Origin of the sequence: Desulfosarcina ovata subsp. ovata, from assembly GCF_009689005.1 — a bacterium.
Taxonomy (GTDB): Bacteria; Desulfobacterota; Desulfobacteria; order Desulfobacterales; family Desulfosarcinaceae; genus Desulfosarcina; species Desulfosarcina ovata.
Genome location: NZ_AP021879.1, coordinates 3,023,745 through 3,048,579 on the forward strand (window position 1 = coordinate 3,023,745; position 24,835 = coordinate 3,048,579).

The window sequence follows — 24,835 nt, forward strand, 5'->3', positions numbered from 1 at the left end:
GAACGGACCAGTGTCGCCGGGAACCTGTATTACTGAAAACAGACATGGAGGAGGAGGGATGAAAAGGACGATTTGTTTTGTGACCATGGGTGTGCTGTTGCTTTTCCCTACGGTGGCGATGGCGGAAGAGCCGGTGACGCTGGAGTCGATCGTTGTCCGTGAAAAGAAACTGGTCAAGCCGACCAAACAGACCAACGACACAGTTTACACCGGCAGCGAGATCATTCGGGAGGGTATCGATGCCCAGGGAGCCAAGGCCGCGGTGAGTGTCTACGAAGCCGTCAATATTTTGCCTGGCGTGAGCGTCGAGAGTATCGACCCGTTTGGTTTGGCCGCCGAGCAGAAAAACATCCGCATCCGCGGTGTGCGCGGTTTTCTGGGCGCCATGACCGTGGCCGGGATTCCCAATTATGGCGGAAATCCCATGGGACCCCGGGAGTACCTTTACGACATGGAGAATTTTGAAAGCATTGCCGTTTACAAGGGGGCCGTGCCGGCCGATCTGGGAACCGGTGTCGGGGCCCGCGGCGGTGCCATCGAATTGCGTCCCCTGTGGCCCGAGGAAACATGGGGTGTCAAATTCGGCCAGGGCATCGGCGAGAATGCCTACAGCCGGACCTTCCTGCGTCTGGATTCGGGAGCTCTGCCGGTGGTCAGTACGCGCTTGTCCGTTTCCGGCTCCTATACGGATGCCGAGAAATGGAAGGGGCCCGGCGACCTGGGGCCGCGCAAGAATGCGAACATCATGCTCAGCCAGCCCATCAACGACCGCGACACGATCCAGCTTTGGTTCAACCTCAACGACCTCGACCAGAACCTCTACAAACCGCTGACCTACGATGAGGTCAAGGATCTGGGCGATAACTATGACAACGACTACAACGGGTCTCTGACCGGCATCGCCTCGCAGGATATCAATTATTTCGACTACAACCGCGGCAATTACCGCAACCGCGATTTCCTCTCCGTGATTCCCATCTCTTTTACCGATGCGTTCAAGCTGACCGTCAAACCCTACTACTCCAAGGAAGATACCGATATCCTCGGTGGAACCACCGTCAGCGGGAACTACGTCGTGCAGCGACGCATGCGTGATATCGAGCGTTATGGCCTGATCTCCCAGCTCGACTACCGTTTCGATTGGCTGACCGCGTCCCTGGGGTATTGGTTTGAAGATTCGGATATGGTCATCAGCCAAAAGTACTACAATGTCGCGACACACGCTTTTGCCGGCTACGGCATGGTGATGGAAAACGAGGATGACGGCATTGTGCACAGCCCCTATCTCAAGCTGGCCGGCAGCACCGGTCCCCTTGACTGGCAGGCCGGCCTCAAGTACTTCCACTACACCGATCCCGCCAGCCAGGGCTATACGGCCTCGGCGCCGGATTATCAACTGGTCAAGGCGTCCGATCTGTACCGTCAGGAAAAGACCTACGACGAGCTGCTGCCCACGGTGGGCGTCAACTGCCACATCGGCGACGACATCGAACTTTTCGCCAGCTATGGCCGCAACCAGATCCGGCCCTATGCCTATGTACCGCTGGTTAACGTTTATAACAAAAACCGGGCCGCTTTCCAGGCCGCCGGGGTGACACTGGACGACATGTTCAGCGGTTACGACATGGAGACTTCCGATAACATCGAGCTGGGTGCCCGTTTCCGTCTATCCTGGATGGAAATCATGCCCACGTTCTTTTACACCAAACACAAGAACCTGCTCACGACCGTTCATGACCCCCGTATCGGCACAACTGGCGTGAATTATTATCAGAATGTGGGCGAGGCCACCGGGTACGGCGTCGAGTTGGAGACCAATTTTTTCCTGGGCGACCACGTGACCTTTTTCTTCAACCCCACCTACACCTCCCTGACCTATGACGAAGACCTGACCTATGCCGGGGCCACCATGGATACCGAGGACAATCAGGTGGTGGATACGCCCGAGTGGATGTTCAAGACCGGCCTGATCCTGCGCTGGAGGAATTTCGAGGTGGTGCCCATGCTGAGCTACCTGGACGACCGATACGGGGACGCCGAAAACACGGAGGAAGTCGACAACTATGTGGTCGCCAACCTGAAGGTCGGTTACACCCTGAAAGACTTCGCCTTTTGTAAATCGCTGAAGGTCTCCCTGGAACTCATTAACCTGTTCGACGAGGAGTACGTTTCACTGATCAACGCCATGGACGACAGCCGGTCGGGAAGCACAAGTTACTACGCCGGTGCGCCCTTCACCAGTTTGCTGTCCGTGTCGTTGGAAATCTGATGGAGACGATGATGGAAAATGAAATGATGACGATGCCAGCCATGCAACTCACCCCCATCGGTGTGGTACGCAGCCCCATTAAAACCCCCATGCTGTCGGCCGATGAAGCCGGGCTCTCGCTGACCGACCGCATGGAGAATATCAAGATTTATCACCGCCAGGTTGAAAATGCCGTTGTCGAAGTGGTCATCGATGCCGCCTATGCGGAACTGCTCGACGGTATCGAGGGCTTTTCCCACGTGCTGGTGCTTTACTGGCCGCACCTGATCGATCCGGCCCGGCGGAACCTGAAGAAAGTCCATCCCATGGGACGCAAGGACCTGCCCCGGCAGGGCATTTTCGCCACCTGCAGCCCGGCCCGTCCCAACCCCGTATTGGTGTCGGCGGTTCCGCTGGTTGCGAGAGAGAAAAATGTGATTACGGTAAAAGGACTGGAAGCGGTGGATGGCAGCCCGATTATCGATATCAAGCCCTATTCCAGAAGTTACATGACGGTGGACAAGTTGACCATGCCGGCCTGGATGGAACAGATCCATCGGGAAATGGAAGCCGATTAATTGAAATTACCATAAGGAAAACTGCAATGAACAACGCACAGGAGATTTTGGAAAGTGATGATTTCAAGCGGTGTGCGACCTTTCATGGTCACATCTGCGGCGGACTGGCCATCGGATACAAGGCGGCCACGACCGGCTTGGCCTGGCTGGAAGAACAGCGCGCCCTGGATGAGGAACTGGTGGCCATCGTGGAAACCGATGCCTGCTGCGTGGACGCCATCCAGGTGCTGACCGGCTGTACCTTCGGCAAGGGCAATCTGATCTACAAGGATTACGGCAAGATGGGGTTCACTTTTTTCAACCGCCGCACCGGAACGGGCGTACGCCTGGCCATGAAGCCCGATTCTTTTCGGGTCAACGAACGCCAGATCGAATTGTTCAAGAAGACGCGCGACGGCAAGATTACCGAGGCGGAACGGGCCGAACTTGATGAACTGGGGGCCCAACGGACCGCCGAGGTGCTCAACATCCCGGCCGAGGATCTTTTTGTCGTTATGCCGGTAACGGCCGGCATGCCCGACAAGGCCCGCATCGAACCCTCCCAGCCCTGCAGCCGCTGCGGTGAACCGACCATGGCCTCCAAACTGGAAGCCGTCGATGGAACCATGGTTTGCCGGGGATGCCTGGCTTGATTGTGTCCGATATGAAAACCCATTGGCGACCGATAGTTTTATGGTCGGGGAGCAAAGGCCAAGTCCATGGCCATGACTTCGGATGTTTTTAAAAAAAATTATCAAACTTACCTTGCTCAGATCGCCAACCTCGATCTGACCTCCGCTGCCCCGATTCTTGGGCTGGAATCGAGGGGTGATCAATTCTCGGTAACTTTTTTCGGACAGCCGTATCTGATTTCGAAGGAGGGTTTTGTTGACGAATCAGGTACGGCGCCGTCCTATGGCGTCTGTGTTATCCTGGCCAAATACCTTCTTCGCTGCCCTGCGCAAATCCATCGCGATGAAGACTGGTGTGCCTTCCGGGACTTTAAAAAAGAATCTCACTTCACCAATGTTAACTATTTCGCCAGCGATACGGAAAAGGCCATTGTCGGTGCTTTCACGGGCCGCATCGATGCTCTGTTCGAGGCCGGCGAAAAACTTGGGGGTGTTCGTGAGGAAGGCTTGTTTAACTACGATTTGGTACTGCGCTTCACGGCGCTGCCACGGATTGACCTGCTGCTGCTCTTTGCTGACGGCGACGAGGATTTTCCCGCTTATGGCACCACTCTCTTTCAGAAACAGGCCGAGTACTATCTTGATCCGGAAAGCCTGGCCATGACCGGTGCCGCTTTGACGCGTCGGCTGAAAGATGCGGCGGTTTCCCCTATCTGAGGCAACCTGGAAACGCACAAGATTGAAAAATATTACCACACCTGACAGGTAACCATGAACATGCAGTCTAAAAAAACATTTGCATCGATTGACTACGAAAAATGCCATCCGGACCAATGCAACCCCGACAAGGGGCTTTGTCTGGCGGCGCCGGCGTGCGACCACAAGGTGATTAAAACGCTGGATGGTCCTTTTGAATCACCGGTGGTTTTTCAGGACATGTGCATGGGATGCTGGGACTGTATCGAGGCATGCCCGCTGGATGCCATTTTCGTCAAACATGTCGGCTCATGATCCCAAACGAAGGAGTAAATTATGCACATATCCGACGGGGTTCTGCCCGTTTCCGTGTCCATCGGCAGTTATGCGGTCAGCCTTGGCCTGACCGTCTGGAGTGCCCGCAAGACCCGCAGTGAGGAAATGCCCAAACTGGCGGTGGTGACCGCCGCCTTCTTTGTGGCCTCCCTGATCCATATTCCCTTCGGCCCCACCAGCGTGCATCTCATCATTCCGGGGCTGACCGGTGCGATTCTGGGGCCGTCGGCCTTTCTTTCCATCGGCCTGGGCCTGCTCTTGCAGAGTCTGCTCTTTCAATTCGGCGGCCTGACGGCCCTGGGCGCCAACGCTTTGATGATGGGGGTACCCGCGCTCGCGTGCGGCTGGTTTTTCCAGGCATTCAAGGGCAGCAGTCCCTCACGCCAGGCATTGGTCGGCGGCCTGGTCGGTGCGGGGGGAACGGTGTTGGCGGCCCTGATCCTGGCGGTGTTGCTGGTCACCGGTGGCGAGGATTTTTTCGGTGTGGCCAAGCTCGCCCTGGCGGCGCATGTGCCGGTGATCATCATCGAAGGCGCGGTGAGCGCCTTGACGATCGGTTTCCTGGCCCGGGTCAAACCGGCCCTGTTGCTGCACGGCTTGGAGCCGGCGCATGGACAGGCCCATGGATGAGGTGACCGTTGTCCAACTGCCGCTTTGGCAACTTCTCGCCATGGTGGGCCTGCCGGTGGTGGTGCTGGCCGTCATTGTGGCCGTGCTGAAGCGCGTGGCCCGCGCTGCCAGTATGGAAAAAGGCGAGCCGGACTGGTCGGTGCCCCAGTTGGAGGGTCGTGCCGGCAACACGCCGCTTCACCGCTGGGATGTGCGCTGCAAGATTGTCACCATCCTCGTCTACAGCTTCATGATCACGGCCATCCATAAGATGCCAACGGCGCTTGCGGCCATTGGGTTGTCGTGCCTGGTGCTGGTCGTGGCGCGGGTGTCCCTGGCAAGAGTGCTCATGCGGCTTTTGGCCATCGTCGGATTCATCGCCATGTTCCTGCTGGTCATGCCCTTTACCGTGCCCCTGAAAAACGGTGATACGGTCATCGTTTTCGGTGGTCTGCAATGGCTTCATTTCAGCATGCGTGGATTCCATCTGGCCGCGACCATTGCCGCCAAGGCCGTGGCCATCACCCTGCTCATGGAACCCTTGCTGGCCACGGCGCCCCTGCCGGTAACCCTCCAGGGGCTATCCCGGCTCGGTGTGCCGGAAATGGTCGGTCAGATGGTGCTGCTCAGCTACCGGTATCTGAATGTGTTCCGCCACGAGGCCCGGCGCATGTCCACCGGCATGCAGGTGCGCGGTTTTCGCAAACGCACCGGCCTGGCCACGGTCCAGGCCATGGCCAATTTCCTGGGAATGCTGTTCGTGCGCAGTTTCGAGCGCACCGAACGGGTATTCGACGCCATGCGCGCGCGTGGCTACAAGGGGCGTTTCCCGGAACAGGCTGAGTTGCGCCTGCGCCCCGTGGATATTGTCGGCGCAGGCCTGTGGTTGACCATCGGCGTGGCGTTGCTCGTTTACGATCGCATGGCGTGGTAGGAGAGGTTCGATGATCGACGCTGCAGCTACCGGAATGCCGCTTCCCGATCCCGACACCCCGTTGTTCAGACTGACCGATTTGAATTATCGCTATGTGAACGGCCCCCTGGCCTTGAGCGGGATCAATCTCGAGATTGCCCGGGGAGAGCGTATCGCCCTGGTGGGGCAAAACGGTTCCGGCAAAACCACCCTGATAAAACAGCTCTGCGGATTGCTGCTGCCCGAGGACGGCACGGTCCGTTTCAAGGGCGGTCCCCTTGTCGGCGACCACCTGGATCGCAGCCGCCTGGAAATCGGGCTTTTGTTTCAGGATCCCGACGATCAGCTTTTCGGGCACACCCTGATCGACGATGTCGCCTTTGGCCCTTCCAATCAGGGGCTATCCCGTGATCGTGCCCGGCAGGCCGCCCTGCGGGCCCTGGGACGGGTCCATCTGGCCGACAGGGCATACAAGGCGCCGCATCACTTAAGTTTCGGACAGAAAAAACGGGCCGCCCTGGCCGGCCTCTTGGCCATGCAGCCGGCAGTATTGCTTCTCGACGAGCCCACCACCAACCTGGATCCCAGCCAGGAGCAGGTTTTCCTGGATCTGCTCATGGATTTCAAGGGCACGCTGATCTGCATCAGTCATGACCTGCTTTTCCTCTTCGAGCTGTGCCAGCGCGCCGTGGTGATGAAAAATGGGAAGATTGCCCACGACTACACCATGAACGACCTCGTGGCCCAGCGCAGCCGGTTGCGGTCCCATGGGCTGGATTTTTCCTTCCGTCTGGAAGCCCCTTCCGATGGCATGGCAAACGGCCACCCGGTGCGTGTCTGCCCGCCGGTGGCACCGGTTGAGACAAACGTCCCGGCGCCCATGCTTGAAATGCGCAACTATGATTTCCGCTATCCGGACGGCACCCATGCCTTGGACCGGGTCGATTTTTCCATCGCACCCGGCGAGCGCATGGCCCTGGTCGGTGAAAACGGGGCCGGCAAGACCACCTTGCTCGCCTGCCTGCTGGGGTTGCAGCAAGGGACCGGTACCTATTGCTTCGAAGGACAGCCGGTGACCCGCCGTCTGCGCAAACATCTGTGGCGCAACATCGGCATGGTCTTTCAGGACTGTGCCGACCAGTTGTTCTGCCCGAGTGCCGGAGAGGAGATCGCCTTCGGTCTGAAGCAGATGGGCGCATCCAAAAGCGAGATCCGTCAACGCACGGAGGAAGCGCTCTCCCGGGTGCGCCTGGAGGGGTTTGAAAAGCGGGTTCCCCTGCACATGTCCGGCGGCGAGCGCAAACGCCTGGCCCTGGCCTGTGTGTTGGCCATGTCCCCCAAGCTGCTGATTCTGGACGAACCCACGGCCGGGCTCGATCCCCAGGGGGAGGAGTTGCTTCTGTCGATCCTCGGCGACCTGAATGTGACCCAACTGCTGGTCAGTCACGACATGTTCTTTGTGGGCGCACTGACCCATCGAACGGTGGTCATGCACCAGGGGGCGATCTGTCAGGATCTGGCCACCGAGGCCTTTTTCAAGGATGACCGGCTGGGTAATCTCAACGGCCTGGCCTATTCCTTTCGCCAGCGTTGCGGCGAGGCGATCCTGGCCTTGCAGCATGAGCATGAGCACGCGCACAGCCATCTTCACCGGCATCTGCATGACCATCCGCATGAACACGAGAGAGTGAATCACGACCATCTCCACAAGCACGAGCACACCCACCGGCACCGTTTTGCGCACAGCCATCCCGGTGAAGATGATCCGCACCGCCATGGTGCCAGCCGGCGATATCACGATCATCGGCATGACGGCGAGCATGGTGCCCACGATCATGCCCATTCAGCCCAGGATGCACCGTCCATGACCGACACCATGGGAAATGATTCGAAACCAGAAGACGAAAAATAACGTTTAACCCGGAAGACACACCCATGCATGATGTCAACTTTCATCACGACCACGAATTGACCCAGCACGAGTTTCTGGGCTGCTGCAAGGATTGCCAGCACAGCCTGGAAATCATCAAACCCCATATCATGGCGTTTGCCGACAGAATCAGACAATATGATGAAGCGGCGCTCAGGGCACTGCCCGCCGACGACCTGTATCGGCTTTTTCTGATCCTCGACGACCTGGCCCATATGGACGCCGGAGAGCATCTGGCCGAACTGATTCTGGCCGAACCGGAGATAAACGCCGTCCTGCCGGAGATTCGTGCCTATTACGATACCTTTTTCAGCATCCATGAAGTCCACCTGGCCGAGCGATTGCTCCACACCAGCGCTCCCTGGGAAACCCTGAAGTCCTTTCCGCTGTACCCCCGCTACGAAGCCCTGGTGAAAAACCAGATTGAACTGTACAACATCGAGCCCGGCAGCCGCCTGGCATTTATCGGCTGCGGTCCGGTGCCTTCCAGCTTGATTCTCCTGAATCACCTGGCCGGTATCCGTTCCGTGGGGCTGGAAATCGACGACGCTACTGCTGCGTTATCGAGAAAGGTGGTCGGCAGCCTCGGATTGGAACATGAAATTGACATCGTGCATGGCGACGAAACCCTGCTGCGGGATCTGGATTGGGACACGATCCTGGTCGCTGCCATGGCCATGCCCAAAAAACGGATTTTTGGTAATTTGCGGCGTATCCTGATGGAAACGGGCAAAACCGATGCAAGCGTGTTTTACCGGACCTACAGCGGTATGCGGGCCATTTTGCATGCGCCGGTGGCCGCCGACGACATCGATGGGTTTACCATCGTCGGCCGGTTTTTTCCCATGGGGCGGGTCAACAACACCGTGGTGATAGCCAAACTGGACGGATAAGTCATGTTGGAAAATATAAAATCCCAATTGTTGGCGATCTTCGCGGAATGCCGCCATATTTCCGATCAGCAGATTATAGGCGATCCGCAAGACGTGTTTTATGAGCAGATGGAAACCTTGAATCGGTTGGCCACCCTGGATGTCGATGACAGCCAGGTCGATGCCCTAGTTGCCGACAACACCCTGCAGCCAGTCATCGAAAAGATCGCCGCGCTCAAGCAGATCCACGCCCTGCGGCTGGAGCGCCAACGGGCCGGGGCCATTATCGACAGCGGCGATCCATGGGAAACCCTCAGGGGATTCGTCTACTACCCCAATTATCTGCAACTGGCGGAAATGGAATGCCGGGGCGCCGAACTGAAGGCCGGTGACCGGGTGGTCTTTCTGGGCTGCGGTCCGGTGCCGCTCAGCCTCATCAGCATGGTCCGCGGTCATGCCGTTACGGGGGTCGGGATCGAACGGGATCCCTTCAATGCCGATCTTTCACGAAAGGTGATCGAGCGGCTGCAACTCGGCGACAGCATCAACATCCTTCTCGGGGACCACTTCACGCTGCCCCTGTCCCGGCCGTGCAACCTCGTCATGGTCGGTGCCGATGCCATCCCCAAGGATGAGATATTCAAACATCTCGCCCGTACCCTGCCGGAAGGGATGAAACTCTCCTACCGCATTTATGAAAAGGGCTTCAGGCGTCTGTTCGACCGGGATCATGTCGGCGGGCTTCCTCACCCCCTCAAGGAATACCGGCGCATTCGTCCCGAGCCGCCGGTGAACAATACGTCGGTGTTCGTGATCAAGGAGGGACATGGCTAACGATAACGTCCTGGACGTCCTTACCGCATCCATTCCAACCCCCTTTCTCCTGGTAGACGAGGCCATTGTCCGCAAAAACATCCGCCAGGTCCAGGATTATGCGGACCATCACGGGTTTGCCGTGCGGCCGCATGTCAAAACGCACAAATCCCTGCGCATCACCCGCATGCAGCTGGACGCCGGCGCGGTCGGCGTTGCCGTAGCCAAGGTGGGCGAGGCCGAGGTCATGTCGGCAATTGAGAATCTGGACATCCTGGTTGCCTATCCGGCGGTGGGTGCCCAGCGTGCCGGATCCCTGGCCAGGCTGGCACAGCATCACAAAATCAGCGTGGCCGCCGATACCGAGTACCTGATCGAGGAACTGGCCCATGCCGCCGGCGAGCAGGCTACCACCATCGGCATTTTGATCATGTTCGACGCGGGGCTGCATCGCTGCGGCGTCGCCGATCCCGGTCAACTCACCCGTCTCGCCCGTTTGGCGGCCACCCGTAAGGGGCTACGTTTTGACGGCATTCAGATTTACCTGGGACACCTTTATGGTGATGCCGCCCGGTCGGCCGACAGTTACGACGCGATCAACCGTTTGTGGGAGCCGGCCCATGACACCCTTTGCGCCGCCGGTCTCAGACCGCGAATCGTCTCCTCCGGATCGACCCCATCGCTCTTCAACACCCACCGGGTCCGGCATGTTAACGAGATCCGTGTCGGTACGGCGGTTTATCAGGATGCTTTCAGCCTGAAATTTGGTCATTGCACCCTCGAAGACTGTGCGGTCCGCGTTGTCGCCACCGTGGTTTCGGACGTGGTCCCGGGGCAGGTGATTATCGATGCCGGCGCCAAGGCCCTGTCCGCCAAACCGCTTTTGCGGAACGAGAACCTCGAGATGGGGTTTATCCCCGAATATCCCGAGGCGCGGATTTTCCGGCTCCACGAGGAACATGGCTGGGTCGACGTCAGCCGCTGCCCAAAGCCGCCCCAGATCGGACAGCGGCTGAGTATTGTTCCCGTTGCGGTGAGTCATTGCGTCAATCAGTATGATACGTTTTATCTCCTCACGACGCACGGCGAGTTTGAAACGGAACCTGTCGATGCCCGGGGGTGCTATGTTTAAACGTTTATTCTTATTGATCGGCCGGCCCATCCGGAAGATACGAAGGCAAGCTGAATTGGGAGCCGTTAGTGGCCATGGCTCCGCGAAATTATGCCCGATACAAACGGGAACTGGACAGGGTGGCGGCCCACGGCGGCTTTCGTTGGGCGGATTCTTCGTGGCCCTTTTATTTTCCAGATGGCTGATATCCATGTGCCGGAATATTTCCAGCTCAACGGGGCCCTGGGGCTGCCTTGGTCGCAATGGCCAAGCGCCAATGATGTATTATAAAAATCGATATTACAAATACCAAAATTATATTGACACAAAGAGAGAGATGCGTTATATGGCGGCGTTATGAAGTTGCATGGAGCAACGCGAAAACGGTTGTAAAAACAAATCATACTTTTTCTAACCGAATATGCCATGAAGGCTGTGATCTCCGTTTTAACGGGTTGGCCTTTGTGGCTTTTTTATTGAGGTAATGTCCTCACATTATCCAGGTCCTCCCGTGGCGGTCCCTTCCTGCAAAGAAAGATAAACAGTTTTATTTCTATCTGGCACAGCTTGCTGTCAATTGATTCATTGCGCCCATAAGCTGCTGAATGGTGACGGTACCTGTGCCGGGGGCGACTGTTGCGTCTGTTTACCCGTAACTTTGAAGAAAGAGGAGGAGAAGAAGAGAAAATGAAAATTTGCAACATGCACTGCAAACGAATTGGATTGCTTCTGACGATGTTATTATTATTGTTGCTACCCAGCGGGGTCTGGGCCGAAGAAGAAACCGAATCGGTCACCAAGCTCCAAGAGATCGTGGTGACCGGCACGCGTACCTCCCATGCAATCAAGGATGTGCCGGTGGAGACCACCCTGATTACCCGTGAGGACATCGAGAAGAGCAACGCTCAGACCGTAACCGACATTGTCAAAACCATTCCCGGCCTGTCTGCAACGGGTACCGACGACATTTTTGGTTCCGGCTCTTCCCGAGCCAGGCTGCGGGGCTTGAGCTTTAACAACGGTTATGGCCTGATCCTCATCGACGGCCAGCGGATTCATGGCAGCAGTCAAAGCGGCGCACATGGAGAGTATGCCGTGGGGCTAAACCAGATTCCCGTTTCCATGATCGAAAGGATCGAAGTGGTAAAGGGACCTTCCTCAGTCCTGTACGGCAGTGACGCCATGGCCGGCGTGATCAACATCATCACCCGCAAGGTGCCTGAAAAAGCCACGACGGGTGCCGGCGTGAAATACGGCTGGTACAAGGTTTCTAAGAGTCTCAACTATTATACCGACGCGGAGGTCACCCCCTCGGATTACGGCAAACACCGTATCGCTAGAAACGCCTATGCCTACGCCGGCAACAAAATCAACGACAGCATGGGTTTTTTGTTCAACTATGACCATGAAGATTCCGAAGGCACCAGCACGAGCCCCTATGACTATAACCGGGACTCTGCCATGGGCAAGTTCGACGTTGTTTTCAGTGATACGGTAAGTGCCTGGGTAAAGGGCGAAATCAGCGAATTTGAAAGAACGACTACCAGTGTCACCGCGGAAGACAGCTATCGTATCGCCGCCGGCCTGGACTTCGATATTTCGGAAAATCACATGCTCATGTTCAAGGGCTACCACTACCTCGATGAGTTCTCCACTTCTAGCCGGGACGGCGAAATCGGTTTTGACCAGATCGAATTCCAGTATACCTGGAATACGGGGGTCGGCCATGTACTCACCCTCGGAAGTGAATTCCAGCGCCAGGGCATTGACTACTATATGAACAACACCGCGACCGTCAACGATGTGACCGTGGAAACCACGACCACAGTGAAGGAGGACGTGGATACCTTCAGTGTATACCTGCAGGATGAATGGACCCTGTTCGACAAGCTGGTACTGGTTCCCGGCCTTCGTTGGGACGATCACTCCACCTTCGGCGATTCTTTCAACCCCAAATTGAACGTGATGTACCGGGTGCTGGAAAACACCTCCCTTCGCGCCTCGGTGGGCAAGTCCTTTAAATCCCCAACCATCCGACAGTTGTATTACGACGTACCCTTTTGGCACTCCCCGTTTTGGATTGCGTCAAATCCGGACCTGGAGCCGGAAGAGTCCATCGGCTACTCGGCGGGCATCGAGCAGTGGCTGTTCGACAACAAGGGGATGGTCAACATCTCCTACTTCCGCAATGAAATAACCGACATGGTGGTTACGGACACGACCGGACAGACATACGAAGACGCGCCTCTGTACATCTACGAGAACGTGGAGGAGGCCACGGTTCAGGGGGTGGAAGTCACGGCCCAATTCTACCCCAACGACAGTTTTTCCCTCACAGCCGGATACACCTTTACCGACTCGGAAGACGAGTCCACGGGCAACGACCTGACCTATACCCCCGACCATGCGTTCAGCATATCCCCCGCCTATGAATACATGCCTTGGGGCCTGGGCGTCAGCGGAACGCTGGCATACGCGTCCGACCAGTACACAGATACCGACAACACACGCACCCAGGACGCCCACGTGATTGTGGACGGCAAAATATTCAAACGGTTAAGCAAAATGGCCAAAATCACATTTGAAATGGACAACATCTTCGACTCCGACCATGGAGATGATCGGTATACCCGCACCGGCAGGACTTTCACGGTCGGCATGGACATGGAATTCTAAACAAACAAGGAGACAACACATCATGAAAAACCGTCACAATCACATCTGGATGATCGCCCTGGCCGCCCTGGCAATCTGTATTTTCGCCACCCCGCAGGTTCAGGCCCACTTTCCCTGGCTTCTTCTGGAAGACGGCAACATTTCTCCGGGCAGGCCCCTTAGCTGGGTGATTGGGTGGGGCCACCGTTTTCCGCTTGCCGGTTTCATGGACGGAGAAGAGTTGGAAGAAGTGCTCATTATGGGGCCCGGCGGCACCCAAAAAATAAAGGATCTTTCCGGGATTCAAATGAAATCCCCAAGCTCATTAACAAAAGAAGGTGCTTATGTTATCGCTGCAAAGAAGAAAAGCACTTTTTACACCAAAACTACCGAAGGCTATAAACGCCAGCCGAAAAAAGGATTGAAAAACGTGCTCAGTTCCTCCCTGTCCCACGCATACATGAAGGCCATCGCCAACGTGGGCGATGCGGGCGGCAAGGTTGACACCGTCGTGGGCCATGATTTGGAAATCGTGCCCCTGGCCAACCCGGCGGATCTGCGCCCCGGCGATTACCTGCCCATCAAGGTGCTGTTCAAGGGCAAGCCCTTCAAGACCGATTTTCTGGCGACTTACGGTGGGTTCTCCACGGAGCACAATGTTTTTGCCTACGCAGCTTCCACGGGCAAGGACGGCATGGGAAAAATCCGCATTCTCGCCCCGGGGTCATGGCTCATCAAGGTAAGCTATAAGATCCCCTACTCCGATCCGGAAATGTGTGATACGGAAAGTTTCCTTGCAGACTGCACCTTTGAAATCCAATAGAAAAACAAACCACAACCATCGTTATGGGCGGCCGGACCGGTCGCCCATGACGATGCTTAAACGGCTGGCGCGCCCTCTGGCGGCACCAGCCGTTTTCCTCCTTTTGGCCCTGGCCGCCACCTGGCCGCTGGCCGCGTCGCCGGCCAGCCGTTTGCCCATGGGCACGGAATCCAGCGCCACGGTTCCCCTGTTCAACGTGTGGACCGTGTGGTGGAACGCTGACCGCGCCGCCACCGGATACGACGGATACTGGGATGCGCCCATATTTCACCCCCAAACGGGCGCCTTCTCCTTTTCCGAACCCATGCCGCTTAGCGTTGTGGCCGCGCCAATCCTATGGATCACTGGCAATCGCGTCCTGGCCTATAATACCTTGCTGATTGTGTGTCTCTGGTTGAATGGCTGGGTCGCCTATCGCCTGCTTCGCCGGTTCCATTTTTACCGGCCGATTCCCTGGATCGGCGGTGCCATGGTGACGCTATTGCCCCTGATCCATTCCTGGCTGGGGGTGCTGCAACTGGTTCCGGTTTTCGGCATTCTCTGGACCGTTGCGGCGCTTTACCGGCTCAGCCGCCGGCCCACCCCGGTTGGCGGCATGGTGCTGGGGGGCGCATTTTCCGTCACCTATCTCATGTGTGCCTACTACGGTCTGTTCCTGTTGCTGCCGTTAATGCTTTCCGCGGTTTGGCTGCTGGGCTGTCGTATCCGCCAATGGCGTATGTGGCGAGCCCTGCTTGCCGCCCTGCTTGTGGGCGGGATAATCTGCCTGCCCTTTGCCATGCGCCAGGGGCGAATCACAGACGGTGACCGGTCGGCCCATACGGAGCAATACCTGGCCCAGCTTTCGGCAATGGTTCCGGATTATCTCGTTCCGCCCTGGCCGCACTGGTCCGGTGCCGCCGACCAAACCGGGACGGGCGGTTACGCCGGGTTCAGGCTATGCCCGGGCTATCTGAAATTGGGGCTGGCGTCTGCCGGCATGGTGTTCGGCCTGCTGGCACGGCGGCGGCGAAGGTGGACCCTTTTCTGCCTTTCCATGCTGTGCGTGGCTTTCGCTCTCTCGCTGGGTCCGTTGTTGCAGATTTCCGGCTGGCAGCCCTATATGCTCCTGGTGGACCATCTGCCCGGCTTCGGCCAGGCGCGCAATGTCTTTCGATTCGGCGTTCTGGTTCACCTGATGGCGGTGCTGCTCGCCATGATGGGCGTGCACGGAATGCTGACCCTCGCTCGCCGGCATATTTGCCGGGACGGATTGCGCCGCCTGGCCATCACCGTGACCATCGTCACCGGCTTGCTGGCGGCGGTGGAAGTACTGCCGCGTGCACAACCCCTTTACCAGGCGCCGGATGATGCTGCAAACCGGCACTGGGTCAACTGGCTGGCCACCCGTACCCCCGCTGACAGCGTCATCGTTTGTGTTCCCTTTCCTTTCAGGCCCGATGTGGCCGGCTACCAGCAGGAGACGCAGTGGATGTACTGGCAGACCTTCCACGGGCGTAAGATGGTCAATGGCTACTCCGGGCATTTTCCCAGAACCTTTCTCGACCTGAAGATGCCCATGGCCGCATTCCCCGCCCCCGAATCGATCCACCTTCTCCGCGGTCGGGGGGTGAACTACTGTGTCGTAAAACGCGATTCCATATTCGCCGAAGCCGCATGGCGCCTGGCCGAACGGGGTTCCGATCTGGAACCTGTGCTGCATGATGATACGGCGCTGATGGATATCTATCGTCTGTTGCCATCATCTTGAGAAAACAAGAAATACGATCTATTTTGCAAAAACGGAATCGGAAAATATTGATTAATATTGACATGTCATCCATCTCTGAGTATCGTCGGCAGCCAAAACGCAGCTGAAGCTGCGGCGATTTAGGTTCGGTCAATCAAGATCCACAAATAAAGTACCCTCCGCTCTGTTGCTGACAGATCGGTGAACCAAAACCACGAAGGTTTCGATTTCCCATGGGGAAGGCGGACGCGTGGTTTTTTTGTTTTCCGATCGATTGAAACAATTTTCCCGCAAACGTCCATCTGATCACTGATCGCCAATATTAATGCAGAACAGGACCGATGAACAAAATAAAGACATCCATAAAAAACTACTGGAACTGGCGTAGCTCGAGCTACGGTGTTGATGCGGACAAATCGGCAGCCATTGCCAATCAATGGCAATCCATCGTCCACCAGCTGATAAACGGGGCGCCGGGCAAGCGCGCCTTGGATATCGGTACCGGTACCGGGCAATTGGCCGTCTATCTGGCCCGCGCCGGATACGAGGTTACCGCCATCGATATTTCAGAGGCGATGATTGCCGAAGCCCGGCGTTATGCCGCCGATCAGCAACTTCAAATCGATTTTCAGACCGGCGATGCCGAATCCCTGGATTTTGCCGACCAAAGCGTTGATGTCATTGTCTCGCGCAATCTTTTGTGGACCCTTCCCCGGCCGTACCAGGCCCTGATGGAATGGCGGCGGGTGCTGAAACCGGGTGGCCGGCTGATGCTATCCGACGGTTTGTGGATGAACACCACCTGGAAACGCGTTCCCCGGCTGGTTTTCAAGCTGGCAAAGGACATGGGCCGCAACGGCAGTCGGATTTCGCTGCGTTTCTTTTACACTTACGCGTCGCTTCAGAAAAGACTTCCCTTTTACGAAGGGGTCAGCCTGGAATCGGCCCTCGCTCTTATGCAAGCGGCCCGGTTTGAAGCCGTCACCCCCTATGACACCAGCCAGTTACGGATCCACCCTTACGGTGCCTCGGTTCCAAAGAGGGCCGCCCCACCGTTTTTTATCGCATCGGCAATCCGTTGACCCCATATCTCCCATCGTGCTAAGGCAGACTATGCCTACCCAGGATTGAGAGGATGTTGTGAAAGGATTTGCTTTATTGCTATGGATGGGGCTCGGGGCGGTTCTGGCCGTTTTTCCAATGCTCACTTTTGCTGAAGACGGCGCCAGTCTTGTCATTGCCACGCCATTCGGACCCGCCGTGCCGGTGCCGGATCCGGCCAAGGGGTCAAACGGGTGGTATACCAGTGAGGCCGGGGTAACCGAGACCCTCCTGAGGATCGATTTCGACATGCGCCTGGTCCCCTGGCTGGCAAAGTCCTATCGCAATATCGATCCCCTGACATGGGAAATTGAGTTGCGGTCAGCGGTGCTTTTTCATGACCGGACACCGCTTGACGCCACGGCCGTCAAATGGTCGATCATGCGTTTGATCGATGAGAAGAGTGCCGTGTTCAACAAGCGGGTCCAGCAGATGCTCGATATCGACACCATCACCGTGGTCGACGACCAAATCCTCCGGTTCCGTACCCGCCGGCCCAACGCCGCGTTTTTGAGCGCCCTGGCCTCTCCGGATACGGCGAGCCTGAGTCCCCGCGGGAAGATGGACTACGTTTATGGCACCGGTCCGTTCGTTCTGCGCAAGGTGATTCCCAAGGAAGAGATGGTCATGTCCCGGTTTTCCGGATATTGGGGGACGCCGCCTCAACTTGAGCGGGTCTGTCTCAAAATGATCCAGAATCCGGCAACCCGCATGCTGGCCTTTGAAGCGGGGCAGGTGGACGTAGCCGCCAGTTTTCCGGAAAACGACGCCCGGCGGATTGTAAATCGCGAGCATGTCGATATCGTATCCCACCCCACCAATCGGCTGTGTTTCTTTTTCGTCAGGGTGAAAGACGGCCCCCTGGCCGATGGACGCATCCGTCGGGCCATCAACTATGCCATCGATCGCCGGCAGATCGTGGAGACCGTGCTGGCCGGCATCGGGGGGAGCCCCGCTGGTTCGATCTTTCCGCAAATCCTGCCCTGGAACAACCCTGAGCTGGCACCCTGTCCCCATGATCCGGGCAAGGCGGCACAACTGCTGGAAGAAGCCGGGGCCCGGGATAGCGATGGGGACGGCATCCTCGAAATCAACGGCCGGCCGCTATCTTTGAATATGTGGACCTACGATTCGCGGCCGTCGCTGAAGCCCACGCTGGAACTGGTGCAGGCGCAACTGGCCGCCTGCGGAATCGCCAGCCGGCTCAAGGTGACACGCAGGGCCTCGCCCATCAACCTGGCCATGCAGCGGGGCGACGTGCATCTGAACCTTCAGATGTGGAACACCGCTCCCCAGGGCGATCCCGATTTCTTTATCACCAGCATTCTTACCCGCAGTGCCGGTTCCAATGTGATGGGATATGCCAACCGCGAATTGGACGATCTGGCCGAAAAGGGCAAGACCACGGTTGATCCGGAAAAGCGCAAAGCCATCTACAACCGTATCCAGCAGATCGTTTTTGATGAGAGTCCGGTGATCGTGCTCTTCCACAAATCCATGGTTTCCGCGGTATACGACCATGTGGAGAACTACCGCATTCATCCGGCAGAGAAGTATATCGTTACCCCGGAGCTGGGGCGGCGATAGCATGAATGCCTTTTCACCGCCTTCCGCACCCATCCTCCGGGTGGAAGGGCTGACTGTCGGTTTTCCCGGTACCCCGGAATCGTGCAATGTCCTGCAAGGGGTCGACCTGACGCTGAAATCGGGCGAAATCTTCGGCCTGGTGGGCGAATCGGGTTCGGGCAAAAGCCTTTTGGCGCGGTCGCTGGTACGACTGGAGTCACCGGCCAGGATCACCGCGGGGACCATCCTGCTGGAGGGTGAAGAGTTGTGTGCCAGGACCCAACGGGAGATGGAACCCCTGCGCGGCAAGAAGATTACGCTGGTGCTGCAGCACCCGGAACGGGCCATGGATCCGGTCTTCAGAATGGAGAGCCAGTTCCGTAAAGTCTGGACATCGGACCGCGTCGATGCACGGCGGCAGCAGCGGCGATTTTTGTCGGTCATTCAACGCATGCTCCACTCCGTGGGCATCGCCGATGCCCGCCGGCGCTGCCGCCAGTATCCACACCAGTGGAGCCGCGGGATGCTGCAGCGCGCCCAACTGGTGATGGCGTTTTCAGCATCACCGGCGGTGCTGATCCTCGATGAAGTAACCTCCGCGCTGGACCCGACGGTCTGCCTGCAGATTCTGGATGCGATCATGCGCCTGAAACAGACCCGCCACACCGGCGTGATTCTGATCACCCACGATCTTTTTGTGGCCGCCGAGATTTGTGACCGGGTGGCGGTGATGCACAACGGCCGTATCGTGGAAACGGGAACGGCTGGCGACATCTTCCGGCGACCGGCCCATCCCTACACCCGGCTGCTGGTTTCCAGTACCGCGGACCCGGCGGGTCCGAATGCGGCGGAGCGGCAGTGACAGCCCCGCCCCTTTTGCGTATCCGCAACCTATCGGTCCGCTTTGCCGACCGTCGCGGCGGCATTTTCAGGCGCCGTTCGACCCTGGCGATCCATGACATCGACCTCGATATCCAGGCTGGTGAAACCTTCTGCCTGCTGGGCGAAAGCGGATCGGGGAAGACTACCCTGGCCAGTGCGATCCTCGGTCTGCATCCCTTTCATGCCGGCCAGATTGCCCATAACGGATCGACCATAAACAGGAGCAACGATACGGCCCACCAACGCCTGCGCGCCGACTGCCAGATGGTTTTCCAGTCGCCGGCGGCGTCGCTCAACCCGCACTTGACCCTGCAGCAGTCCATTGAAGAACCGCTGGGGGCCAAGGGCATGGGGTCAAGCCGGCGGAGGGAAACGGTTTGCGAGTTGGCCGGCCTGGCCGGTCTTTCCGAGGACCTGCTCGGCCGCCGACCGGGGGAGGTTTCCGGCGGACAGAATCAACGGGCGTGCATTGCCCGGGCACTTTCCACACGACCGAAGCTGCTGGTCCTGGATGAGCCGCTCACCGCCCTGGACGCGGTTGCCCGGCAGCAGATCGTGGCGCTTCTCTGTCGACTCAAGGAGGCGTTTCGGTTGACTTATTTTTTAATCACCCACGACCTGGCCCTTGCCAGCCAGATCGGGACCCATGTGGCCGTGATGTATCTGGGCACCCTGGTTGAACAAGCCCCGGCAGCGTCATTCTTTGCCCATCCCTATCATCCGTATGCCCAGGCCTTGCTTTCCAGTGTTCTGCGGCCCGGTCTCTGGCAGGGGGAACGGATCGTGCTGCACGGCGAACTGCCGTCACTCCGGCGTCCCCCCGACGGCTGCGTTTTCCATCCCCGCTGTGCCCGGCGCCTGGCCGTCTGCACCCACACCGCGCCCCGGCCAAGGATGGTTGGCGGTGGGCATACGGTCTGCTGCCATCTTTTCAATGGCCGTCCGGCAGGCAACGATATCCGGGAGCAGCGCCAATGATGGTTCATTTTCTTTTCCGACGCACGCTTACCGCCATCTTCGTTTTTTTCGGCGCCACCTTCATCACCTACGCCCTGATGATGCTGGCTCCCGGGGATGCCGCGCTGGAGATCGCCATGGCCCGGTACGGCGATGCGGTTCGGGCCGATCCAGCGACCATCCAATGGATTCGGCAAAAGGAGGGGCTGGATCGTCCCATGCTGGCCCAGTACGGCAGTTGGCTGAAGCATGTCGCGGTCCTGGACTTCGGTAATTCCCTTGTGGAAGAGGTGCCGGTCTGGACGCTGATCCGGTCCCGTTTTGGCAAAACCCTGCAACTGGCCGTATGGGCCATTGGCCTGGCCCTTTGCCTGTCCATTCCCATCGGTATCCTGTCCGGTGTCAAACAGGGCACCTGGATGGATACGATGGGGGTCAGCGTTGCCGTGCTGGGGGTCTCCATGCCCAATTACTGGTTGGGCCTTTTGCTGATCATTGTTTTCTGCGTCAAGCTGCAGTGGCTGCCCAGCTTCGGCCGTGGGGACTGGCATCACCTGATCCTGCCCGCCATCACCCTGGGAACGGGACTGACCGCCTACACGACACGAATGCTGCGTTCCGCCATCATTGAAGCCATTCACGCGGACTATCTGACGGCCCTGCGTGCCAGGGGCGTCGGCAAGCGCCTGGTGCTGGCCAGACACATCCTGAAAAATGCGCTCATCCCGGTCGTCACGGTGGTCGGCCTGGAGTTCGGGATGATTCTCGAGGGCGCCGTTATCACCGAAACCGTCTTTGCCTGGCCGGGATTGGGAGGGCTGATGGTTAGTGCCGTCAGCAATCGCGACTATCCACTCATCCAGGGCCTCGTGCTGTTTACGGCGGCTGTTTTTGTGGGTATCAATCTGATTGTCGACCTGGTCTGCCTTTACCTGGACCCACGGATTCGCTTGCGATGAAGGGATTTGCTCATCATTTTGATCTGCCGGAGGAGAATCGGTCCGCCGGACAATGGCGACGGACCGTTTTTTCGAACCCCCTGATGACGCTGGCAGCACTGACTGTCGTACTGGTGGTGGGCATGGCTGTTTTTGGCCCTTGGTGCTGCCCCCACGATCCGCTTGCCACCGACATCGGCATGCGGCTGGCGCCACCTTCCTGGCACTATCCTTTTGGCAATGATGCATTGGGCCGCTGCCTGTTCTCGCGTATATTGGTCGGTGCCCGCGCATCGCTTGGCCTGGGTGTCTCGGTCGTCCTGCTCTCCGTGGTGATGGGCGTGGCGGTTGGGCTGGTTGCCGGTTATGCCGGTGGGCTTGTGGATGAACTGCTCATGCGTCTGACCGATATTTTTTTCGCCTTTCCTGAAATCGTCGCCGCCATGGCCATTGCCGGACTGATGGGACCGGGAACAGTGAATCTTCTGCTGTCCCTGTCGGTGGCCAGTTGGATGCGTTACGCCAGGGTGGTTCGCGGAATTACGCTTTCCGTGCGCGAGCGTGAGTACGTCAGGGCCGCGTGGCTTTCCGGTGTCCGGCCGGCAACTATCCTGTGGCGTCATGTGCTGCCGGCGAGCATGCCGTCCATTATCGTTCTGGCCACCATCGGGCTGGGTAAGTCGGTTTTGGCGGTTTCGGCCCTCGGGTTTCTCGGTTTTGGTGTCCAGCCCCCTGACGCGGAGTGGGGGATGCTGCTCATGGAAGGCAAGGACTATATCCTGAGCTCGCCGCACCTTTCCGTGTTTCCGGGCGTTGCCATCATGGTGACGGTGCTGGCCTTCAATATATTGGGGGACGGGTTCCGAAACCGGTGGGACAGCCGGACATAAGCGACAGGAAGAAAAAAGTATTTACAGATTCATAAATTTCATTTAGAAAGAAAGAACTGCCATTCGGAAAATGGTAGTTTAGGCGATTGGCGGAAAAGAATATACCAGGATGCGCAGGATTTTCATTCGTATTCAAGGCGGTTTTTTTTACGCATAGTGGGGCTATGTGTGGAAAAGCCCAACGAAGAAGACGGATGAAAAGACAAGCAGGCGGGTATATTCTTTGACAGAAATCGCCTTATAATCGCGTCGCAATCTTCGATCCATTCATACCTATTCGAGCCATGAAGGCCAACCCGCTGATCACCGGAAGGCCGGCATGGTTTTTTTTATCTCTTTCGGCATTACCCTTCGGTTGTCAGCCACCTGAATGTTCACCCGGCGTGCGTTGAGCAAGTCTCCACGCGATGATCTTGAAAAGCGGACCGGTGTCGTCGGTCGGCATTAGGCCGTCCGGACACATTGCCGCCACCCTAAGGAAAGGATGCAACCATGAAACTCAATGAAGGCGATGTCGTTATCTTCCAACCCAAATACAAAGTGCCTTGCATATTTGACCTTAACGACCGTGGAACGTTTGCCACACGGCCGCCGGTTACCCATGATTGGGGGTTCCGTATTATCTCCGATGCAAAAGGCCAGCCATACCTACAGGTTGCAATTCTCTTGAATCAGCCTGGAAAGGACTCACAAACCGGTAAACCGTATGACTGGATGGTAAAATCACTGCGCATCGATCTCGACGAAGCCCTTGTTCCCGATCCGGAAAACATTGCCGGTCAACTGGCTGAGTCCGATATCCGATCGGCGCTCATGGCGGATTTCAACCAATGGCATGATAACTTCGTGCCCGTTCTGGAAAAAGGTAAGATCGATATCGCGGAGCTGAAGAAGAAAGTGGCCGCCCTTGTGGATGAGGCCAGAACTCAAACCCGCAAAGAACTGGTCCGAAGAAACCAGCATTGGGTACTGTCCAACATTCCCCGCCGGGTTCACGATTTCAAATACGGACTGTACAATCACGTCAGGGAGAAGCTCTATCATGAATATCAGAATATCGGCGGAGAGGATTCAGAAAAGAACCTGATCAGGAAGATCGCGCTGTTCAACCGGGTCCTGGAAAACTGTAACCATGAGGACTTACTGAAACCCGACGGCAGCGGATGGAAAAACGAGGACGAGATCTGGCAGTGCTGGATCGGTTTTGCCGGATCCGAGCCCGAGGCCCATCGGGTCTGCCGCACCATGGATTCGGTTTTCAGGGATCTGCAATTGTAGGCCGGTCGTATCGTTACAATCCGTTCAATCAGGGAGGCGATGATGAAAAAGATTACCATCCTCGGACTGGGCGATGTGCTTCAAGGTGACCGCGGTGCCGCCTGCTATGTCCTGGAAACTGTGGCCAACGAGATATCCGGTGAGAATATTCACATTTCCTACCTGGGAGATAACCCGGCTTTCGCGGGCGGGCTGCTGTATAAGACCGATCTGGCGATTATTGTCGGGACGTTGAGTTTGTCTGGCATACCCGGAAGCCTGCATGTTTGGAATGGTCGCGTCTTCAGACAGCATGCCGCATGGGTGGCTGGAGAAGATCCGGCCATCGATCGCCTGCTCTCTGCCCTGGCAAGGGCGGATCTGGCCGGAGGACTTGCGCGCAAACTGGTTTTTATCTGGATTGAGCCGGAAAACACAAATGGGTATGAAATCTCCAAACCGGTCCGTGGTGCCATTGCTATGGCGGTCAGGCGAGTCCGCCGGGAACTTCTGGCAATGGAGTTGAAAGGCGGGCATGAACAGGCGGCAATGGGACTTGCCGGGGCGGAGCCCATTCAAATGGAAGCCTGATCTGCAAAGCGGTCGGCCAGTCAAGTTGGGTACAAACGGAAAGTGATGGGCTCTATACAGGAGGGAACGCAAAATGATTGTAAATATGGCCCTCAAACGGATTGCCGATTTTCATGGTCATTTGTGCCCGGATCTCGTTCTTGGCGGCAAGTTGTGTGAGTATATCCAACAGCGGTTGCCGCCCACGGAACCGGCCAATGGCATAACGGCCATCATTGCGGAGAACAGTACCTCTGCACTGGACGCCATCCAGATCATGCTCGGAACGACCCTGGGCAACCAACGCCTGAAGATCATGGATATCGGCAAACACAACTACACCATCATCCCTAAATCGGTGGCCACCAGTTTCCGGATGAGGTTGACCGTTCAGGATTACGAAAATGAAGAAACGTACCAACGGTTGTCCGGAAAAATGCTTGCCAATACGATTGTGATGGATGAAGTCGTGAATCTTCAAATACTTCTTGACGAACGGGTCAAATACCTGCTCCGACAGCCGCCGGAAAGCCTTTTCAGGATCGAATCGATTGAAAAAGAGCCGCAGATCCCCGAGGTGCCAAGCATATATCTGACCTGTTGTCGATGCAACGAACAGGTGCTCGGTAGTCATGCGGTTAACTATCAGGATAAAATATACTGCATTTCCTGCCTGCAGCAAATGAACGCCGGGTGCCTGCGCGATCACCTGCATTGACCGCGCACCACATCAACTATATGGGCAAACCG

23 protein-coding genes are annotated in these 24,835 nt (G+C 57.3%); all 23 read left to right on the top strand.

Translation table 11 applies throughout. The features are described from left to right. Positions 1–58 precede the first annotated feature (58 nt). Positions 59–2,269 (top strand): TonB-dependent receptor, encoded by a 2,211-nt coding sequence (locus GN112_RS13400; protein ID WP_155310688.1) that lies wholly within the window; start codon positions 59–61, stop codon positions 2,267–2,269. Between the two features lie 23 nt (positions 2,270–2,292). Then, entirely contained in the window at positions 2,293–2,826 is a 534-nt protein-coding gene (gene tsaA, locus GN112_RS13405) for a tRNA (N6-threonylcarbamoyladenosine(37)-N6)-methyltransferase TrmO (protein ID WP_231717017.1), read from the top strand. A gap of 26 nt (positions 2,827–2,852) precedes the next feature. Then, complete coding sequence (locus tag GN112_RS13410) at positions 2,853–3,458, top strand: FmdE family protein (RefSeq protein ID WP_155310689.1); 606 nt, start codon at positions 2,853–2,855, stop codon at positions 3,456–3,458. 66 nt (positions 3,459–3,524) lie between these two features. Continuing rightward, positions 3,525–4,154, top strand: coding sequence for a DUF3786 domain-containing protein (locus tag GN112_RS13415; RefSeq protein WP_155310690.1), 630 nt, complete (start codon positions 3,525–3,527; stop codon positions 4,152–4,154). Between the two features lie 60 nt (positions 4,155–4,214). Then, complete coding sequence (locus GN112_RS13420; protein ID WP_162458917.1) at positions 4,215–4,448, top strand: 4Fe-4S binding protein; 234 nt, start codon at positions 4,215–4,217, stop codon at positions 4,446–4,448. Between the two features lie 21 nt (positions 4,449–4,469). Beyond that, entirely contained in the window at positions 4,470–5,099 is a 630-nt protein-coding gene (gene cbiM, locus GN112_RS13425) for a cobalt transporter CbiM (protein WP_155310692.1), read from the top strand. Beyond that, positions 5,080–6,012 (top strand): cobalt ECF transporter T component CbiQ, encoded by a 933-nt coding sequence (gene cbiQ, locus GN112_RS13430; protein WP_231717018.1) that lies wholly within the window; start codon positions 5,080–5,082, stop codon positions 6,010–6,012. The genes cbiM and cbiQ overlap by 20 nt, the downstream gene beginning before the upstream one ends. Positions 6,013–6,022: 10 nt before the next feature. Continuing rightward, positions 6,023–7,903, top strand: coding sequence for an energy-coupling factor transporter ATPase (locus GN112_RS13435; protein WP_155310693.1), 1,881 nt, complete (start codon positions 6,023–6,025; stop codon positions 7,901–7,903). A 23-nt stretch (positions 7,904–7,926) separates the two neighbouring features. Beyond that, positions 7,927–8,814 carry a nicotianamine synthase family protein gene (locus GN112_RS13440; protein ID WP_155310694.1) on the top strand — a complete coding sequence of 296 codons (888 nt, stop codon included), beginning with the start codon at positions 7,927–7,929 and terminating at the stop codon, positions 8,812–8,814. A 3-nt stretch (positions 8,815–8,817) separates the two neighbouring features. Continuing rightward, positions 8,818–9,627 (top strand): nicotianamine synthase family protein, encoded by an 810-nt coding sequence (locus GN112_RS13445; protein WP_155310695.1) that lies wholly within the window; start codon positions 8,818–8,820, stop codon positions 9,625–9,627. Further along, entirely contained in the window at positions 9,620–10,738 is a 1,119-nt protein-coding gene (locus GN112_RS13450; RefSeq protein WP_155310696.1) for an alanine racemase, read from the top strand. Before GN112_RS13445 ends, GN112_RS13450 begins: the two co-directional genes overlap by 8 nt. A gap of 666 nt (positions 10,739–11,404) precedes the next feature. Beyond that, positions 11,405–13,393: a TonB-dependent receptor plug domain-containing protein gene (locus GN112_RS13455; protein ID WP_155310697.1), complete on the top strand. Its 1,989-nt coding sequence runs from the start codon at positions 11,405–11,407 to the stop codon at positions 13,391–13,393. A 22-nt stretch (positions 13,394–13,415) separates the two neighbouring features. Beyond that, positions 13,416–14,195 carry a DUF4198 domain-containing protein gene (locus tag GN112_RS13460; RefSeq protein ID WP_162458918.1) on the top strand — a complete coding sequence of 260 codons (780 nt, stop codon included), beginning with the start codon at positions 13,416–13,418 and terminating at the stop codon, positions 14,193–14,195. 46 nt (positions 14,196–14,241) lie between these two features. Then, positions 14,242–15,945 (top strand): hypothetical protein, encoded by a 1,704-nt coding sequence (locus tag GN112_RS13465; protein ID WP_155310699.1) that lies wholly within the window; start codon positions 14,242–14,244, stop codon positions 15,943–15,945. Positions 15,946–16,265: 320 nt separating this feature from the next. Further along, complete coding sequence (locus GN112_RS13470) at positions 16,266–17,006, top strand: class I SAM-dependent methyltransferase (protein ID WP_155310700.1); 741 nt, start codon at positions 16,266–16,268, stop codon at positions 17,004–17,006. Positions 17,007–17,064: 58 nt separating this feature from the next. Continuing rightward, a complete protein-coding gene (locus GN112_RS13475; protein WP_231717019.1) occupies positions 17,065–18,612 on the top strand; it encodes an ABC transporter substrate-binding protein in 1,548 nt (515 codons plus the stop codon). 1 nt (position 18,613) lies between these two features. Continuing rightward, positions 18,614–19,453, top strand: coding sequence for an ABC transporter ATP-binding protein (locus GN112_RS13480; RefSeq protein WP_162458919.1), 840 nt, complete (start codon positions 18,614–18,616; stop codon positions 19,451–19,453). Further along, positions 19,450–20,451, top strand: a complete 1,002-nt coding sequence (locus GN112_RS13485) for an ABC transporter ATP-binding protein (RefSeq protein ID WP_155310702.1) — start codon at positions 19,450–19,452, stop codon at positions 20,449–20,451. Before GN112_RS13480 ends, GN112_RS13485 begins: the two co-directional genes overlap by 4 nt. Beyond that, positions 20,448–21,389: a nickel ABC transporter permease gene (gene nikB, locus GN112_RS13490; RefSeq protein ID WP_231717020.1), complete on the top strand. Its 942-nt coding sequence runs from the start codon at positions 20,448–20,450 to the stop codon at positions 21,387–21,389. Before GN112_RS13485 ends, nikB begins: the two co-directional genes overlap by 4 nt. Then, positions 21,386–22,258 carry a nickel transporter permease gene (nikC, locus tag GN112_RS13495; protein ID WP_155310703.1) on the top strand — a complete coding sequence of 291 codons (873 nt, stop codon included), beginning with the start codon at positions 21,386–21,388 and terminating at the stop codon, positions 22,256–22,258. The genes nikB and nikC overlap by 4 nt, the downstream gene beginning before the upstream one ends. A 492-nt stretch (positions 22,259–22,750) precedes the next feature. After that, complete coding sequence (locus tag GN112_RS13500; protein WP_155310704.1) at positions 22,751–23,536, top strand: hypothetical protein; 786 nt, start codon at positions 22,751–22,753, stop codon at positions 23,534–23,536. Between the two features lie 42 nt (positions 23,537–23,578). Further along, complete coding sequence (locus tag GN112_RS13505; protein ID WP_155310705.1) at positions 23,579–24,106, top strand: hypothetical protein; 528 nt, start codon at positions 23,579–23,581, stop codon at positions 24,104–24,106. A 73-nt stretch (positions 24,107–24,179) separates the two neighbouring features. Further along, a complete protein-coding gene (locus tag GN112_RS13510) occupies positions 24,180–24,803 on the top strand; it encodes an FmdE family protein (protein ID WP_155310706.1) in 624 nt (207 codons plus the stop codon). The last annotated feature ends 32 nt before the right edge of the window (positions 24,804–24,835 follow it).